Raw genomic sequence first — 15,737 nt, 5'->3', positions numbered from 1 at the left:
CCATTAACGACTGCCCTAATATATTAGCATAGGCTTCTTTTTTCGTCAATACTTTTTTTATTTTTTAAGATATATTTTTATAATGGAGCAGATAAAGCCTGAAAGTAACCCTGTATTCCATCACTAATCACTGTCGCCAGCTTTTTATGATAACTGCGACTTTTTAACTGTCTTCTTTCATTAGCATTAGATAAAAAGCCACATTCAATCAATACTCCCAGTGATTGTGTTGCACGCAAGATATAAAAACTACTTGATGAAATATTTTTCCTTGTTCCCGTTAAGGTTTTCATTTGATTATGAATACTATCAGCTAATCTTTTCCCATCCTCACTTTTTTTATAATAAAAAACTTGTGATCCCCAGGCACTAGAATTTGAAGAATTCAAATGAATACTTAAAAATAAATCTGGCTGATATTCATCAATCTTTAACGCTCTTAAATACATATCATCCTGTTTAGAATAGTTATAATTTCTTCTTGTCATATCCTGGTCATCTGTTCTTGTCATATAAACCGTTGCTCCACGTGATTCCAATTCTTCTTTCAATGCAAAACTGATTTTCAAATTTAATTCATCTTCATCGACTCCAGCAATACTCGCTCCATTGTCTAAACCCCCGTGACCAGGGTCCAAAACTATCACTCTTTGATTTAACAATTGTGATGATGAAACATGAATAACTGGTTTATATAAACATGTACATAAAGCAAAAAGAATAATAAAAGACATCATTTTTTTCATATGAATCATCACCCGTTTATTTATATGAAAAAAGAAATGTCTTTATGCTTAGAGTCTTTCTCCTTATATTAACCTTTAGCGACAGATAAACGTTTTTTCTTTAAATCTTTTCCAATTGTCAACATCATTGTTAAATAACATGCGCCTCCACCAATAAAGTTACTGATAGCTTCAGCAATAAAAACACCATCAATACCCATATATATAGGCAAAATCAAAGTCAATGGAACAACAATCATCACTTTTCTAAAAAGTGAAAAGAAAACCGCCTGTTTAGACTTTCCTAATCCTACCGCCACAGCTTGCCCCGTCATTTGAAAAGCCATCATAAAAAAGCCAAAAAAGTATAAATGAATAGCTTGCGTTCCATGTGTTATGATTTCTGGATTATGACTAAAGATCTGAATATAAAATTGAGGAAACAAGGTAATACTGAGCCATAAAAGAAAACTCGTTAAAAAGCAAGTGATTGTTGTAAAACGAATAGCTTTTAAAACTCTTTGATATTGTTTAGCTCCATAATTATAGCCAAGCACTGGTTGTGAAGCGTTAGCTAAGCCTTGTCCTGGTAAAGATACAACCTCTCTAATAGAATTAATAATTGTCATAATCGCAATATAGAAATCTCCACCATATGTCTGAAGTGTGGCATTACAAACAATTGTAACAACAGAATTTGTCAATCCCATCATAAATCCAGCCATCCCTAAAGCAAATATTTTTTTCACATGTTTTATTTTTAATTTCAGTCTTTCTTTTTTTAATTTCAATATCGTTTTTTGACCTGTTAAAAATTGGAATGTCCATAAGGCAGATACAAACTGTGATATCACAGTCGCAAGCGCTGCGCCTTTGACTCCCATTGCTAAAACAAAAATAAAGATAGGATCCAAAATAATATTTGTTACAGCACCTAACAAAACTGTCATCATGCCTATTTTCGCAAAACCTTGACTATTAATAAAACTATTCATGCCTAAACCAATCAAAACAAATGGTGTTCCTAATAAATAAATACTCATATAATCATTCGCATATGTAATGGTATTCTGACTGGCTCCAAAAGCCCATAATAACGGTTCTTTAAACAACAGTCCAATGATCATAATCAAAACTGAAAAAAGAATCAGTAAAGAAAACGAATTCCCCATAATTTCTTCTGCCAAATCATGATCTCCACTTCCTCTCGCTATAGAACAAAGTGGTGAACCACCCGTACCAAATAAATTCGCAAAAGCAATAATAATTGAAATTAATGGCAAACATAAACCTAAGCCACTCATCGCAAGAGTAGCTACATCAGGTAATCTTCCAATATAAATACGATCAACAACGTTATATAAAATATTGATAAACTGTGCAACAATCATTGGTCCAGCAATATGTAAAATATGCTGGGATACATTTCCTAATGCAAAGTTATTTTGATTCTGCATTTATATAAGCTGTAATAAATCTAATGGTTTTTCTAAAACAATTGTTGCATTTTTCATTTCTTCTTTAGCGACATTACCCCATTTGGCATATGTTTTTTCTTTATCTTTTATATTTAATTCTTCCATCACTTTCATACCAGGATAAGCCGCAAATTTTAAAACGTCTTCAAGACTCCAATCTTCATTTAATTCTTCTTTAATAATTCTCATTAATGGATACATATTCATATTTAATGTATTTAAAACTGTTCCATCAATATCATAAATAACTGCTTTATACTTTTTCATTTATTTTTCCTCTCTTTGATAAATCTTCATAAGCTTCTTTTAACCACTGATGTGGATATAAAATACGTTTATGTTGTAACTGTTCTTTTAAAAATAAATAAGCACTATATGCTAATGATATCTTCATTCCTTCTTCAATAACATCTAAATAAGGAGGAATTCCTGTTTGATCCCATTGTATTTTATCAGCTAGAAAAACAACAAGATCTATTTGACTAGGGTGTGCTTTGAGTGTCGTATGACATGTGATAGCTGATAAAACCTCTTTATCCTCAATTTGAAAGATGTTTTGTGCAAATAACGCTGAAACTCTTTGATGCAGCAGGAATGGATACTTTTTTCGGATGGATCTATTGTCCAGGCATTTTGTAACGCTATTTCCATCATTTGATTGTGAGAAATCACAGCACTGATGTCGTGTAATAAAGCTGTCTGATAACATTTTTGAGGATCAACTCCAAATCTATGAGCAAGTTTCAGACTCTCATTTGCAACTTTCAGACTATGTTCTTTCGTATGAATACAGTGATATGTATCAAAAAACTGGCAAACATTCTCTTTTAAACTCAAATCTGGTGATATAAGATAGTCCATCATTGGCTATTCTCCACATAGCGATCAATATGACGTTCTACGACATCAAATGGTGCTGTTCCCGTTTCTAATAACGCTTCATGAAATAACTTATGATCAAAATTGTCCCCTAACGTTTCTTGAGCTTCTTCTTTCATTTGTGCTATTTTTTCATATCCAACATAATAAGGAACAAATGCTGCTGGATTAGCTTGAAGCTGTTTATATAATGCTGACAAAGACTCTTCATCTAAAACCATTCCATTGTCTTCTAAAAAATCAAGAACATCACTTTGACTCCATCCTTCATAATGAACACCAATATCTATCAAAATCGTTAAACTATTATTCAATAATTCTGCTTCTTTATATAACTGCAAAACATCTTCATCAATTTCATCTTCTAAATATTTTAAACATTCATATTGTGCATATGTCGCATAGCCTTCACTATAAGCCTGACAGCTGGCAATGGCTTTTCTAAAATTGTTTGTCTGATTTTCATACATATACGCATATTGATACATGTGTCCTGTTAGCCCTTCATGTGCCACTGTTGCATAAGTAGATATCGTCTTGACATCATTTGTTTTAGGGTTAACTCGCAACTGTTTCACCTGTGTTCCATCTAATGTAGGAATATTAAAATAAGCTGTTACCCCTGAATCAGAAGCTAAATTTTCATTGACATCTTGAATTTGATATGACAGTTGATCAACTTCAGGAAAATCTTGCGATAAATTTTGTTTAATAAACTTCAAAATTTCATCGTAACTCCGGAAATTTGTTTGAGGGAAATTCCCATTTGTATAATCTTCATAAAGCTCAGGATTTTGAATAGCTAATACAACCAGACGTTGCATATGCTGATGAAAAGCATCTTCCATCATATTTTTGACTTCTTCTACTGTTTGATCAGTTCCACTATTTTGTTGTAATAATAAAGCATAGTATTCTTTACCATCTTTGAAATGAGCGAGTCCCTGCTCATTATTGGTACCATCTTTAAGATGAGATAAAGTAGTTATGATTTCTTGATAAGCTGGAAAAAAAGATGTTTGAAAAGCGTCTTCCATTTGTTGTTTATAATCTTCTTTCTTTTGCTTTGTGATATCTAGATTTTCAATATTTTCATAAACAGCCTGTAAAACAGGACTATGATCTTTTTGATCTAAAATTCTTTGACAATAAGTTAACACTGAATCAAAATCAATCATTAACAAACCTTTTTGAGCTTGTGTTTTTGTATAATCTAAAGCTTCTTGCGTATAGGGTAAAATATCTTTAACCATGATAATCATATTTTGTAAATCTTCTTCACTTCGTATATCCCAATCAGTTAGTAAAGTTGGATATTGATAATGTAATCCTGTCATACTGGCAAATAAAGAACCATAATAATCAAATTTTTCATCACTCAATTTTTGATCAATTGATAATTGTGTTTTATAAATATCATAAGAATCTTTTTGATCTTCAGTTAAAGCATCATAATCAAATTCCATTAATTGTTCATAGGTATCATTTAACTCCTGTTTGAGTTTTTGCTGGTCATCTTGAGATGCACCCATGCCTAGTCCAACTTCTACCTGACTCATATCAATTCCAAAATCTTCTGGATGAGTCACATAAGTATGTAAAGTCACATAATCGTTTTCCATCGTTTCTATAAATTCCTGATTTAAAAATTGATCAAACTCTTTTTGAACTGTCACATCATCTTGCTGGCATCCTACCATGCAAAAGAATAATGTTATGGACAATAAAAACTGGATTGACTTTTTTAAATATTTCATATTTTTCCTCATTTCTTATTTGTTGTTATCTACACTTTCCGTGACTTGACTGACATCTTCCCAATGTAAGTTTTGAACTTCTGTTAGTAGTGATGAAAATATTTTTTTATCTGTTTTTCTATAAATCCCATAATACATCACATGTGCCTGTGGATCACTAATAGGAATAGCCTTGCGATTTTCTGATTTTCCTTCCTGTTTCATTGTAATATCACTTCTAAAATGAGGTAATGCCGATGCCTTAATCAATTCATTGAAAACCTGCCCATCTTCTTGAAATAACAAATGTGATTGAGGAATGACTTTTTGACAGATTTCATTCCAGAATCCTATTTTTGACAACAACAGAACACTTTCACCATTTAAGTCATCAAATGATATTTCTGGAAATAAAGCTAAAGGATGTGCTGGTGGTACAGATAAAAAGAGATTTTCTTCAAATAATGGCACACATTCATAATCAGGATCATCAATAGGATGATGAAAAACAATAATAGAAAATTCATAGTTTTTTAATCCTTGCAGTAAAATGTCTTCTCGAGAATCAAGAACATCATGAATTTGCATTTCAGGGTATAATTTTTTGAAAACATGACGTAATCCCCAGATTGGTGCTGGTGCACAGGACCCAATTTTCACTTCATATTGGCTACGATTATAGGCCTGCAAAGTATTCACAATCTTTTCTTTATCATTTAAAAGTTTCTCAAAAAGTTCCACAGCCAATTTCCCATTTGCATTCAATTCAACTTTATTTTTCTTACGGTCAAAAAGCTGAATACCTAATTCATCTTCCAGACGTTGAATCGAACGTGTTAAAGCAGGTTGCGATATAAGTAAAACTTCAGCCGCTTTAGAAATTGTTCCCACTTTCGCAATCGTTAATAACTGTTCTAACTGATAAAATTCAATCATGAATACACCTCCATTTCACTATGCATTTTAATTATAGCACAATAAAATATTGATATTGTACTTTTTTCAACTCTTTTTCTAAAATAACAAGTGAAAGGAGGAAGTCAATGCAATATCAAAAACTCAATAATGGTGTCATGATGCCTATGTTAGGTTATGGAACATTTCAGATTCCACCTTTACAGACTGAAAAATGTATTCTTCATGCCTTAGAAAGTGGTTATCGTCTTATTGACAGTGCGGCTGCTTATTTGAATGAAAAAGAAATTGGTAAAGCTTTACAAAAATCTCAAATTCCTAGAAAAGAACTCTTTATCACAACCAAGGTATGGGTTCAAGATACTGGTTATGAAAAGACAATGAAAGCTTTCCAGACATCTTTAGAAAATTTAGGTTTAGATTATATTGATTTGTATCTGATTCATCAACCTTATGGTGATTACTATGGATCTTATAGAGCCATGGAAGAATTATATATGAAAGGAAAAATCAGAGCACTGGGTGTCTGTAATTTTAGTCCGGAAAGATTTGTAGATTTATATATGAACTGTTCTATTAAACCGATGATTAATCAAATCGAATATCATCCATTCTTTCAACAAAAAAAAGCTCATCACCTGTTTGAACAATATCAATGTATAACACAGGCATGGGGACCATTGAATGAAGGTCAAAGACATATTTTTGAAAATCCAATATTATTAAAAATAGCAAAAAAACATCATAAAACAGTTGCCCAAATTGTATTAAGATGGCAAATCCAACAAGGAATTATTGCGATTCCGAAAACAATTCATCAAGAACGCATGATTGAAAATATGGATATATGGGATTTTCAATTAGATCAGGATGATTTTATAGAAATGAATAAACTCAATCTTGGTCATAGTGAAATCATTGATTATCAATGTTATTCAACTGCTAAAAACTTAAACAAATTTAAAATTCATGAAAATTCAACAAAGGAGATACACATATGAAAACATTTGAACTCAACAACAAACAACACATTCCTGCCGTCGGTTTTGGCGTTTTTATGATTCCAAACGATGGCCCAACTTACGATGCCACATTAGCTGCTTTAAAAGCAGGATATCGTCATATTGATACAGCTGCTGGATATATGAATGAAAGCGATGTTGGAAAAGCAATCAAAGATAGTGGTATTGATCGTCAAGATATTTTTATTACTTCTAAATTATGGTTACAGGATTATGGATATGAAAATGCGAAAAAAGGTATTGAAAATACATTAAGACTGCTTGGTGTAGATTACATTGATCTTTATTTATTACATCAGCCCTATGGTGATTATTTAGGAGCATGGAAAGCTTTAGAAGAAGCTTATGAAGAAGGAAAATTGAAATCTATTGGTATTTCTAATATCACTGTCAACTTATGGAATCAATTTAAAGATGGTATGAAAGTCATGCCTGCAGTGAATCAGGTAGAATTTAATCCATTTGTTCAACAAAGAGAACTCAGAAAAGTGATGGATGAAAATCATATTCTTTTAGAAGCATGGTATCCTTTAGGACATGGTAATAAAGAATTATTAGAAAATCCTGTTATTTGTGAATTAGCTGACAAATATCATAAAAATGCTGGTCAGATTATCTTACGTTGGATTTATCAGGAAGGTGTTATTTCTTTACCAAAATCTACAAATCCTGAAAGAATGAAAGGAAATATTGATATTTTTGATTTCGAATTAAATGCCCAAGAAATGGAAAAAATGCGTGCTTTAGATACAGGTAAACCAACACACAATCCTGAAGATCCTGCCAATGAAGTCAGATTATCACAATTAAAGATTCACGATTAATAAGGAGGTCTTCACATGAAAAAATTATGGATCAGTCTATTATGCGCTGGCTCGCTATTGAGTTTAACAGCTTGTCAAAGTCAGCCATCAACGCCAGAGAATGCATCTCAAAACGAAATAACTTCTACACCAGAAACAAGTCAAATCCAAAATAATGGAAAAATACTCATTGCATATTTCACAATGCCTGAAACTGATGGAACAGATATGTCTTCATCTGCCAGTCGTGTTATCAATAATGATGAACTGATGGGTGCAACTGAATATGTCGCTAGAGTCATTCAAGACAATACTGGTGGTGATCTATTTCAGATTGAAACAGAGCAGACATATCCTGGAACACATGATCCTTTAGTTGATCAGGCTGCAGATGAACAGGATGAAAATGCACGTCCAGCATTAAAAACAACTATTGACAATTTGGATGATTATGATGTGATTTTTCTTGGTTATCCAAACTGGTGGGGAGATATGCCAATGCCTTTATATACATTCTTAGAAGCATATGATTTCAGTGATAAAACGATTATTCCGTTTAATACTCATGGTGGCAGCCGATTTTCAAGTACCATCAGTACTATTGAAGAATTACAGCCAAATGCAACAGTGATTGAAGATGGTTTAACGATTTCCAGAAATGATGTTACTGATGCAGAAAGTGAAATTGTTGACTGGGTTGAAAGTTTAGGATTATAAACGATGTCTATCAAGAAAGCTTTACTCACATTGACAATATTATCAACATGTCTGGCTGGCTGTTCTTCAAATCAAACTTCTAAGCAGGATAACACAGCTTTAGAGATTCAAAGCATTCCAGAAAATTATAAATCACCGGCAACACATTCAGGTGAACTCGTTCAACTGGATTATACAACATATGAATCCTTAAGTTATGAATCCCATGACAAAACATTACAGAAAAGTGCTTATGTCTACCTTCCCTATCAATATGATCCCCATCAATCCTATAACATTTTCTATTTAATGCATGGAGGCTGGAGTAATGAAACAACTGTTTTAGGAACATCCTCTAAACCAACTGAATTAAAATATGCTATTGACCATGCGATTGAAGATGGATTGATGGATCCACTCATTATTGTATATCCAACTTATAATAATGAAAATCCTGATAATAGTGATAACTATAGTCTGGCTCTGACATTAACTGATAACTATCATAATGAACTAGTCAATGATTTAATACCAGCTGTAGAAGGAAAATACAGTACGTATGCCAAAGATACAACGCCTGAAGGTTTACGTCAATCACGAGATCATAGAGGTTTTGGTGGTTTCTCAATGGGCTCAGTCGCAACTTGGCATACTTTTGAATACTGTCTTGATTATTTCCGTTATTTCATGCCTATGAGTGGCAGTTTAACCAGTGATGGAGATTATATGACTTCCATTGTGGAAAATGCTGGTTATTCATGGAATGATTTCTTCATCTTTGCCTTTTCTGGTACTGATGATTTTGCCTATCAGTCATTCACATCACAGATTGAAGCCATGAAAAATGCAGATAACAACATCTTTCGTTTCGCCAATGATGAAACAAAAGGAAATTTAAACTATCTGATCAAAGAAGGAGCTTCACATGATGTGAAGGCTTCTCATGAATACACATACAATGGTTTGTTGTGGTTTTGGAATCATTAATTCAACTTCCCATTATTTCAACAACACATTCTAAAATCAAACATTCTTTTGTATCACATTTCAATACAATATCCTTTTCCTCCCCAACAACATATTTATGCCTTTCTAAACCTTCATGACATATTGAAAAACAGTTGTCTTGGGGAGAACTTTCATAAATCACTTCAAGGAGGTCTTACCAATGAAATACATCAAAAAAATAATCATTTGTCTGATGATGCTTTTCTTGATGACTGCCTGCGCCAGTCCATCTGATTCACCGTCTGCTTCTCAGGCAGGTCAGAATTCCTATATTCAAGATGGTGATAACATTTTGATTACTTATTTTGCTTCTGGTGAAAACAGTGTAGTTGATGTTGCTTCTTCAGCCAGTGTCACACAATATCAGGGAGAACCTGTAGGAATTGTTCATGCTTTAGCCAATATGATTCAGGATAATACTCATGGAGAGCTCTTTTCCATTACAACTTCTGTGCAATATCCTCAATCCAGCGATGATGTCATTGATTATGCTCGAGAAGAACAGGATCAAGATGTCAGACCAGAATTAACAAGTCATATTGATAATTTAGAAGACTATGATGTCATCTTTGTGGGTTATCCAATCTGGTGGCATGATCTTCCTCAAGTCATGTATAGTTTCTTTGATGAATATGACTTTAGTGGCAAAACAATTATTCCATTTTGCAGCCATGCTGGTAGTCAGTTTTCTTCAACAATAGAAACCATTCAGGAACTTGAACCTAATGCACAAGTTGTCGAAGAAGGATTGACAGTCAGTGCTCAAGATGTCGATACAAATCCAGATGAAACAGCAACTCAGGTGAAAGAATGGATTGATAGTCTTGAATAAAAAATTATTAAAGGTGGTGATAGGTATGGGTCTATTGTTAAGTGGATGTGCTTCACAGACAACAGATAATCAAACAACTGCAGTTTCTCAAATCAATGAAAAGACAACTGTCAGTAAGATTGTTCATGATGAAAGATTTGAGAGTTATGGTCAATTTATTTTCCCTATTGAGAGAGGATATGACGAATCACTGACGATCAATCATATTGACTCTTTACTTCCTTATCATAGCCATATCAATACACAAACAACGATTGACGTTCTTAACTATATGACTGATCATCACGATTCTATTTTCTATGATATTTATACAGATGAAGAAAAATCAGCTGATCCAAGCAAAGAGAATACAGGACCAATGTCATTAAGTTAAGATGACAATATTTAACCAGGAATTGTATGGAAATATATTTTTCCTGGTTTTTAATATTTACTCAAGCTCAAAAAGTGTAGTCTTGAAACTACATCTGTCAAGGTATATAATAAACTATGTTAGTTATATCTATAGTTAAAGCATACGACAGTCTTTGGCTTGACATGTCGCTTGTATTTTCTGTTGGGTCGAATTGGCAGAATCTCTTTAGCTATCAGATACTCTACAGGTGGATTCTTTCCACCTTTTTTTCTTAGAAACTCTCTGATGATATGTATGGATTTTGTAAAATTAACCCGATATGTATATTTGTTTCTGTCCTTTTTAGGAATCTTTATTTCCTGTACAATCCTTTGACAGAAATTATACATGATCATACGTGCATAGATTTCCTGCTGTATGAGTTTTCTTTTCTTGGCATGCAATGCATTGAGTCCAATGGCATACTTGAGTTCTTGAAAAGAAGTTTCCTCGCCCCATCTCATATTGTAGATTTCACGGATTTCTTCCATTGAGAATTCCTCTCTGCTTAAATTGGTAGTAATAGTTTCATATTTATCATCGGATATTTTGAATCTCACGACCCTACAGTTGAACTCATACCAGGGATTCTCTTTGTCCATAAAATCAAATCTCATTGATTTGGTAATAATTTTATATATTTCAGGACAGGCTTTTGTCATTTTTGTTTGTTTTAAGGTCAGCATTCTAAACACATCAACATCAAACTCACCATCAGGAAATGGTCCTAGTGACTTGGTGATGCTAGTCGTAGATTCAATGTCTTTAACACGAATGATATATTTATGTCCTGAGTGTACAACATGTTCAAAACCATTGTAGGATTCATAGCCTCTATCGGCAATGAAGATGGCTTTCTGTCCATCATATCTGTCAACAAGTTGACAGAAAGCATCATTTTCGTCTTTTTTGGCTTCACCCTGAATGATAATATCATCATATGTACGTTCTCATAGATCATAACTGGCATTCAAATGATAGGCAGAGTAAGGTTTTGCAAGAGTGCCATGTCTTAATTCAGTTGTTTCATCGTCAAAGATGGTATTGTCAATAGGCAGTTCATTGCCATCAATGGCCAATAGCCTGTAGCCATGAAATAACTTTTTCTTGAAAGTTTTTTTGTTGAATCCATCAAACAAAGCTTTGAAAGCTTCAGACTTGATCTTGCTTCTGGCCTGAACAAAGGCAGAGGCAGAAGGAGTATCAATAGAAAAGTCATTGAATTTGAGAAGTTCATCCTTGATGGAAGAAGCGCCCATGCAAAGGATAATCTTCATGATAGTTTCAAAATCAAGCTTTCTGTTTCTGGTAAAATCAGCATCAGGATTGACACAGAAGATAGAACAGACTTGAGAAAGTGTTTTGATATTGTGAAAAAGGACGTTTTTAAGATGTTTATAGCTATTCATGATCAAGTACCTCCAAGATATACCTATAAACAATTGGCCTATTATCAATAAAAAATTGATAATAGGCCGCACACTATCGTTGCAATGTCAATACTTTTCTTTGAAAAATAATAAAAAAAGAGAGAGGGTATATTTGCAATATAACCCTCGAATGTCATTCAGTCCTTAACTTAATGATATTGCTTCGTATGTTTTTTCTTTTTCTTACTCATATACTTTCTTGCCTTTCATCAATTTTAAATACTTCTCTCATCCTCTCATAACAATTATGACTATTGTTTTACTCAAATAACATCCCAAATTCATTGATTTTATTAACACTTTCAATTAACTAAAAGATGCCAAAAATGAATTATGGTTAAAACATTTCATTATTAAAGAATATTCCTCTTATTTGATAATTGTCTTAATAAGTTGCATCATAATATCTTTATCTTCTGGTCTTGACGTTGCGACTAATATCGTTAAAGTCGCTAAAGCATCATTATTAATTCTTTCTTTTCCATTTTTATATAATGCATTGTTCTTTTCTAAAAAATATAAAAATATTGTTGCCCCTATTCTTTTATTACCATCAATAAAGCTATGGTTTTTAACAATAAAATATAATAATGCACTTGCTTTGTCTTCAAGTGTTGGATATAAGTGATTTCCTCCAAAACTTTGATATATGGTTGATATACTACTTTTAAATGAATCATCTCTTTCAATTGCAAATTGATCTCCTTGGTTTGCAAACATTGTATTGTGTATCAATTTTATACATTCATCATATTGAATAACATAAACATCTTTTTGTCCTTCAGGTACTTCTAAAGTATGATGATCATAATCATCTAATATTTTAAAACCTCTTTGATAAGCTTTTAAAAATTCTAACATAGCATCACTCGATGGTAATTTCCCACCTGCTTCTTTATATTGATCCAGCATTTTTGTAACATATTCAATATCTTGAAAATGTCTATCATTTATAACATATCCTTTTAATAAGTATTCTCTTAATATATTATGAGCCCATTTTCTAAAAAGAATACCATTTTTAGATTTTACTCTATATCCAATACTTATTATCATATCTAAGTTATAATATTCAATTTGTCGAGTCACTTGACGAGTGCCTTCTTTTTGAACTGTCGCAAATTTTGCGACAGTTGAATTATCTAATTCTTCTTTTAATGCATTATTAATATGTCTCCCTATTGTCTTGATATCCCTATCAAACAATTGTGATAATTGTTCTCTATTTAACCATACTGTTTCCTTATTAGAATCAATAGTAACATCTAATACAAAATCTCCATTTTTAAATTGTACAACTTCATTTCTTTCTACTATATCAATCATAATATCACCTTCTTCATCTGAAATTTTATTAATTAACTTATTATATCATTTATTTACATTTATTTCATTAACAAGCACAAAAAAAGACCCAAGATATAATCTTGAATCTTTTTCCGTATTTGTTTTGATTAACGTTTTGAGAACTCCGAAACCTTATAAAATAAGGGTTTTTAAGCCTATTTGTCGCTTACTTGTTGCATTGCCAAAACGACATATCACACCTATTTACGTTATAGCTAGTATTTTATAGTTTCATAACTACTTTTCAACTCAAAGAAATACCTGTTTTTCTTTATATTGATATAATTTCGATTTTCATACTCTACAAACTGGAATTTATTGTTTTGCTTCTCCACAATACCATAAATATATTGAATATACAAGCATAGCAATCAGTCCTATTACCAATAGAACATTCACTTTAATTATAAATACAGACAAAAGAGTATTTGTCAATCCATGAAAAACACTACAAGCAAAAACACATTCCGTTTTTTTGTAAATTGTCGCCAGCCAAAAGCTTAGTATAACAGCTAACGCTAAGAAAAAGAGAAATGGCATATTTTGTTGCGATGAGCCATTTACAAACCAAAGGGGAATATGCCAAATTCCCCACACAACACCCGTAATGATTGTGGCTATAGGGAAATTCAATTTTTCCTCTAATAAAGGCTGCATAACACCTCTCCAACCTAATTCTTCTTCGCCGCCATATATAAATGTTGCCTGAAGAAAGATTAAAGGCATCAAATACCATGGTAATGCGGAATTAAATTCCCTTGACGATAAACCTATTGTCAGTATTTCAAAAATAGAAAATAAAAACAAAAAAATCAATGATTTCTTTCTGTAGCCAAAAATAAAATGTAATATAGATTTAACCGTGTTTTTTTCTTCTAAGACAAAGAAAGTTGCTATTGTCGGTCCGAATCCTCCTATAATATGTAAAATAGTGCCTAAAGGATGCGAAAATGGGATAATATTTAAACTTGTTAACACAGCAAGTCCAGACCAGGCTATCCCTGTAATAACAAATGTAATTATAAGAAATTTTGCTAACCGTTTAGTATCCAATTCAGTATATCTCCTTTTCAAATTCCAATTTATCTAACTAAATTATCTCATGTGGAGTTTTTTATTACAAGATAATTTAACTTACATGCTTATTTTTCACAATAGGATGTTTGCTGAGATAATCAGATAGAGTAATACTTTTTGTATCATGAAATACGATATCCTTATCTTCATCTACATCTCGATACACAAGATGATTTTGTTCATCTATCACATCATAGAGAAATAGAGAAATATGGTTAGTTTTTTTGTATCTTACTTGTCGCTTACCGTTTTTAATTTATAAATATACAAAAAACTCAAATCGAGTTTTAGCCGATAAATAAAGGCTTTTGCTGATTTGAGTTTCTTTGAATTTCTCTGAATAAACGTATAAATTAACGTTTTGAGAACTGTGGTGCTCTACGAGCTGCTTTAAGTCCGTATTTTTTACGTTCTTTAACTCTTGCATCACGAGTCAAGAATCCAGCTGTTTTTAATACTGGTCTGTAATCTTCTCCAGCTTCTAATAAAGCTCTTGAAATTCCATGACGGATAGCTCCAGCTTGTCCACTGTAACCTCCACCTTTAACATTAACAATCACATCAAACTTACCAGTTGTACCAGTTAATTCAAGTGGTTGGTTGACGATCATTAATAATACATCTGATGGTAAATAATCTTTTGCTTCTCTACCATTGATGACGATTTTTCCTGCACCTGGTGTTAAAATAACACGTGCTACTGAAGACTTTCTACGTCCAGTTCCTCTGTATTGTACATTAGCCATTTATTCTCGTCCTCCTTATCCCTTAATTTTTAATTCAACTGGTTGTTGTGCAGCATGTGGATGTTCACTACCAGCGTATACAAATAATTTCATCCCTTGTTTTCTTCCAAGTGTGTTATGAGGTAACATACCTTTAACAGCTGCTTCTACAAATCCTGTTGGATTTGTTTCTTTAAATTGGCGAGCAGTTTTAACTTTTAAACCACCTAACCAACCAGAATGATGATAGTATTTAACTGTATCTAATTTTTTTCCAGTCATTACTACTTTGTCTGCATTAACGATAATAACATAATCACCAGTATCTACATGTGGTGTAAATGTTGGTTTATGTTTTCCTCTTAATACAGATGCTACTTCTGATGCTAAACGTCCTAAAGTTAATCCTTCAGCATCAACAACGTACCATTTACGTTCAATTGTGGCTTCTTTAGCCATTGTTGTTTGTCTCATTTTTAATCCTCCTGTAGTTTCCGGGGCTACAAACGTTAAAATAAGGCAACTCTTATTATAACAATATTCGCATTTTTGTCAATATGATTTTCTCTGTATTCATCGCCTTTTTTAATATGCGTAAATTGAAAAACTAAATTCCATCCCTAAATCAATTTATATGGAATTTAATTTTACAAATCCAATGATAGAATTT

General features: G+C 32.4%; 19 protein-coding genes. 6 read left to right on the top strand and 13 right to left on the bottom strand.

Annotation, left to right across the window (positions count from 1 at the left end; all coding sequences use genetic code 11):
- Positions 1-77: 77 nt before the first annotated feature.
- The 7 genes from ACESR5_RS11500 to ACESR5_RS11470 all read right to left on the bottom strand — a co-directional run bounded on the left by ACESR5_RS11500 (position 78) and on the right by ACESR5_RS11470 (position 5,754).
- On the bottom strand, positions 78-746 hold the full coding sequence (locus ACESR5_RS11500; RefSeq protein ID WP_373155896.1) for an N-acetylmuramoyl-L-alanine amidase: 669 nt from the start codon (positions 744-746) through the stop codon (positions 78-80).
- 68 nt (positions 747-814) lie between these two features.
- Complete coding sequence (locus ACESR5_RS11495; RefSeq protein ID WP_373155893.1) at positions 815-2,182, bottom strand: MATE family efflux transporter; 1,368 nt, start codon at positions 2,180-2,182, stop codon at positions 815-817.
- A complete protein-coding gene (locus tag ACESR5_RS11490; RefSeq protein ID WP_373155891.1) occupies positions 2,183-2,470 on the bottom strand; it encodes an HAD hydrolase-like protein in 288 nt (95 codons plus the stop codon).
- A complete protein-coding gene (locus ACESR5_RS11485; RefSeq protein WP_373155889.1) occupies positions 2,457-2,597 on the bottom strand; it encodes a hypothetical protein in 141 nt (46 codons plus the stop codon). The genes ACESR5_RS11490 and ACESR5_RS11485 overlap by 14 nt, the downstream gene beginning before the upstream one ends.
- Positions 2,598-2,677: 80 nt before the next feature.
- Positions 2,678-3,064 carry an HDIG domain-containing metalloprotein gene (locus ACESR5_RS11480; RefSeq protein WP_373155886.1) on the bottom strand — a complete coding sequence of 129 codons (387 nt, stop codon included), beginning with the start codon at positions 3,062-3,064 and terminating at the stop codon, positions 2,678-2,680.
- Positions 3,064-4,839: a DUF885 domain-containing protein gene (locus ACESR5_RS11475; RefSeq protein ID WP_373155884.1), complete on the bottom strand. Its 1,776-nt coding sequence runs from the start codon at positions 4,837-4,839 to the stop codon at positions 3,064-3,066. The genes ACESR5_RS11480 and ACESR5_RS11475 overlap by 1 nt, the downstream gene beginning before the upstream one ends.
- A 15-nt stretch (positions 4,840-4,854) precedes the next feature.
- Positions 4,855-5,754 (bottom strand): LysR family transcriptional regulator, encoded by a 900-nt coding sequence (locus tag ACESR5_RS11470; RefSeq protein WP_087305400.1) that lies wholly within the window; start codon positions 5,752-5,754, stop codon positions 4,855-4,857.
- Between the two features lie 107 nt (positions 5,755-5,861).
- On the opposite strand from ACESR5_RS11470, the gene ACESR5_RS11465 reads away from it, so the two are divergent.
- The 6 genes from ACESR5_RS11465 to ACESR5_RS11440 all read left to right on the top strand — a co-directional run bounded on the left by ACESR5_RS11465 (position 5,862) and on the right by ACESR5_RS11440 (position 10,467).
- Entirely contained in the window at positions 5,862-6,734 is an 873-nt protein-coding gene (locus tag ACESR5_RS11465) for an aldo/keto reductase (protein WP_373155881.1), read from the top strand.
- The gene (locus tag ACESR5_RS11460; RefSeq protein ID WP_373155878.1) at positions 6,731-7,579 is read left to right on the top strand and encodes an aldo/keto reductase; all 849 of its coding nucleotides are present in this window, start codon (positions 6,731-6,733) and stop codon (positions 7,577-7,579) included. The genes ACESR5_RS11465 and ACESR5_RS11460 overlap by 4 nt, the downstream gene beginning before the upstream one ends.
- A gap of 15 nt (positions 7,580-7,594) precedes the next feature.
- Positions 7,595-8,275, top strand: a complete 681-nt coding sequence (locus ACESR5_RS11455; RefSeq protein WP_373155875.1) for a flavodoxin — start codon at positions 7,595-7,597, stop codon at positions 8,273-8,275.
- 3 nt (positions 8,276-8,278) lie between these two features.
- Positions 8,279-9,241: an alpha/beta hydrolase gene (locus tag ACESR5_RS11450; RefSeq protein WP_373155872.1), complete on the top strand. Its 963-nt coding sequence runs from the start codon at positions 8,279-8,281 to the stop codon at positions 9,239-9,241.
- Between the two features lie 181 nt (positions 9,242-9,422).
- On the top strand, positions 9,423-10,094 hold the full coding sequence (locus tag ACESR5_RS11445; protein WP_373155869.1) for a flavodoxin: 672 nt from the start codon (positions 9,423-9,425) through the stop codon (positions 10,092-10,094).
- Between the two features lie 25 nt (positions 10,095-10,119).
- Positions 10,120-10,467, top strand: a complete 348-nt coding sequence (locus ACESR5_RS11440; protein WP_087244823.1) for a hypothetical protein — start codon at positions 10,120-10,122, stop codon at positions 10,465-10,467.
- 119 nt (positions 10,468-10,586) lie between these two features.
- Here ACESR5_RS11440 and ACESR5_RS11435 read toward each other — a convergent pair whose 3' ends face one another.
- The 6 genes from ACESR5_RS11435 to rplM form a co-directional block, all read right to left on the bottom strand.
- Positions 10,587-11,414, bottom strand: a complete 828-nt coding sequence (locus ACESR5_RS11435) for a transposase (RefSeq protein ID WP_373155915.1) — start codon at positions 11,412-11,414, stop codon at positions 10,587-10,589.
- Positions 11,415-11,438: 24 nt separating this feature from the next.
- Positions 11,439-11,897: a hypothetical protein gene (locus ACESR5_RS11430; RefSeq protein ID WP_373155867.1), complete on the bottom strand. Its 459-nt coding sequence runs from the start codon at positions 11,895-11,897 to the stop codon at positions 11,439-11,441.
- A gap of 390 nt (positions 11,898-12,287) precedes the next feature.
- Positions 12,288-13,244 carry a virulence protein RhuM/Fic/DOC family protein gene (gene rhuM / locus ACESR5_RS11425; RefSeq protein WP_224762644.1) on the bottom strand — a complete coding sequence of 319 codons (957 nt, stop codon included), beginning with the start codon at positions 13,242-13,244 and terminating at the stop codon, positions 12,288-12,290.
- Between the two features lie 336 nt (positions 13,245-13,580).
- Positions 13,581-14,318 carry a CPBP family intramembrane glutamic endopeptidase gene (locus tag ACESR5_RS11420; protein ID WP_373155865.1) on the bottom strand — a complete coding sequence of 246 codons (738 nt, stop codon included), beginning with the start codon at positions 14,316-14,318 and terminating at the stop codon, positions 13,581-13,583.
- Positions 14,319-14,695: 377 nt separating this feature from the next.
- Complete coding sequence (gene rpsI, locus ACESR5_RS11415) at positions 14,696-15,088, bottom strand: 30S ribosomal protein S9 (RefSeq protein ID WP_373155862.1); 393 nt, start codon at positions 15,086-15,088, stop codon at positions 14,696-14,698.
- Between the two features lie 15 nt (positions 15,089-15,103).
- Positions 15,104-15,541: a 50S ribosomal protein L13 gene (rplM, locus tag ACESR5_RS11410; RefSeq protein WP_087245414.1), complete on the bottom strand. Its 438-nt coding sequence runs from the start codon at positions 15,539-15,541 to the stop codon at positions 15,104-15,106.
- Positions 15,542-15,737 lie beyond the last annotated feature (196 nt).

This window comes from Clostridium sp. AUH-JLR23 (assembly GCF_964238065.1).
GTDB classification, from domain to species: Bacteria; Bacillota_I; Bacilli_A; order Erysipelotrichales; family Coprobacillaceae; genus Allocoprobacillus; species Allocoprobacillus merdigallinarum.
Note: the sequence above shows the minus strand (reverse complement) of the source record. Positions and strands in the feature narration are given on the sequence as shown.

Bases quoted from the DNA above. Each gene is read 5' to 3' on its own strand.
- ACESR5_RS11500 (WP_373155896.1), bottom strand. From the start codon at position 746: ATGAAAAAAATGATGTCTTTTATTATTCTTTTTGCTTTATGTACATGT.
- ACESR5_RS11495 (WP_373155893.1), bottom strand. From the start codon at position 2,182: ATGCAGAATCAAAATAACTTTGCATTAGGAAATGTATCCCAGCATATT.
- ACESR5_RS11490 (WP_373155891.1), bottom strand. From the start codon at position 2,470: ATGAAAAAGTATAAAGCAGTTATTTATGATATTGATGGAACAGTTTTA.
- ACESR5_RS11485 (WP_373155889.1), bottom strand. From the start codon at position 2,597: ATGAAGATATCATTAGCATATAGTGCTTATTTATTTTTAAAAGAACAG.
- ACESR5_RS11480 (WP_373155886.1), bottom strand. From the start codon at position 3,064: ATGGACTATCTTATATCACCAGATTTGAGTTTAAAAGAGAATGTTTGC.
- ACESR5_RS11475 (WP_373155884.1), bottom strand. From the start codon at position 4,839: ATGAAATATTTAAAAAAGTCAATCCAGTTTTTATTGTCCATAACATTA.
- ACESR5_RS11470 (WP_087305400.1), bottom strand. From the start codon at position 5,754: ATGATTGAATTTTATCAGTTAGAACAGTTATTAACGATTGCGAAAGTG.
- ACESR5_RS11465 (WP_373155881.1), top strand. From the start codon at position 5,862: ATGCAATATCAAAAACTCAATAATGGTGTCATGATGCCTATGTTAGGT.
- ACESR5_RS11460 (WP_373155878.1), top strand. From the start codon at position 6,731: ATGAAAACATTTGAACTCAACAACAAACAACACATTCCTGCCGTCGGT.
- ACESR5_RS11455 (WP_373155875.1), top strand. From the start codon at position 7,595: ATGAAAAAATTATGGATCAGTCTATTATGCGCTGGCTCGCTATTGAGT.
- ACESR5_RS11450 (WP_373155872.1), top strand. From the start codon at position 8,279: ATGTCTATCAAGAAAGCTTTACTCACATTGACAATATTATCAACATGT.
- ACESR5_RS11445 (WP_373155869.1), top strand. From the start codon at position 9,423: ATGAAATACATCAAAAAAATAATCATTTGTCTGATGATGCTTTTCTTG.
- ACESR5_RS11440 (WP_087244823.1), top strand. From the start codon at position 10,120: ATGGGTCTATTGTTAAGTGGATGTGCTTCACAGACAACAGATAATCAA.
- ACESR5_RS11430 (WP_373155867.1), bottom strand. From the start codon at position 11,897: ATGAATAGCTATAAACATCTTAAAAACGTCCTTTTTCACAATATCAAA.
- rhuM (WP_224762644.1), bottom strand. From the start codon at position 13,244: ATGATTGATATAGTAGAAAGAAATGAAGTTGTACAATTTAAAAATGGA.
- rpsI (WP_373155862.1), bottom strand. From the start codon at position 15,088: ATGGCTAATGTACAATACAGAGGAACTGGACGTAGAAAGTCTTCAGTA.
- rplM (WP_087245414.1), bottom strand. From the start codon at position 15,541: ATGAGACAAACAACAATGGCTAAAGAAGCCACAATTGAACGTAAATGG.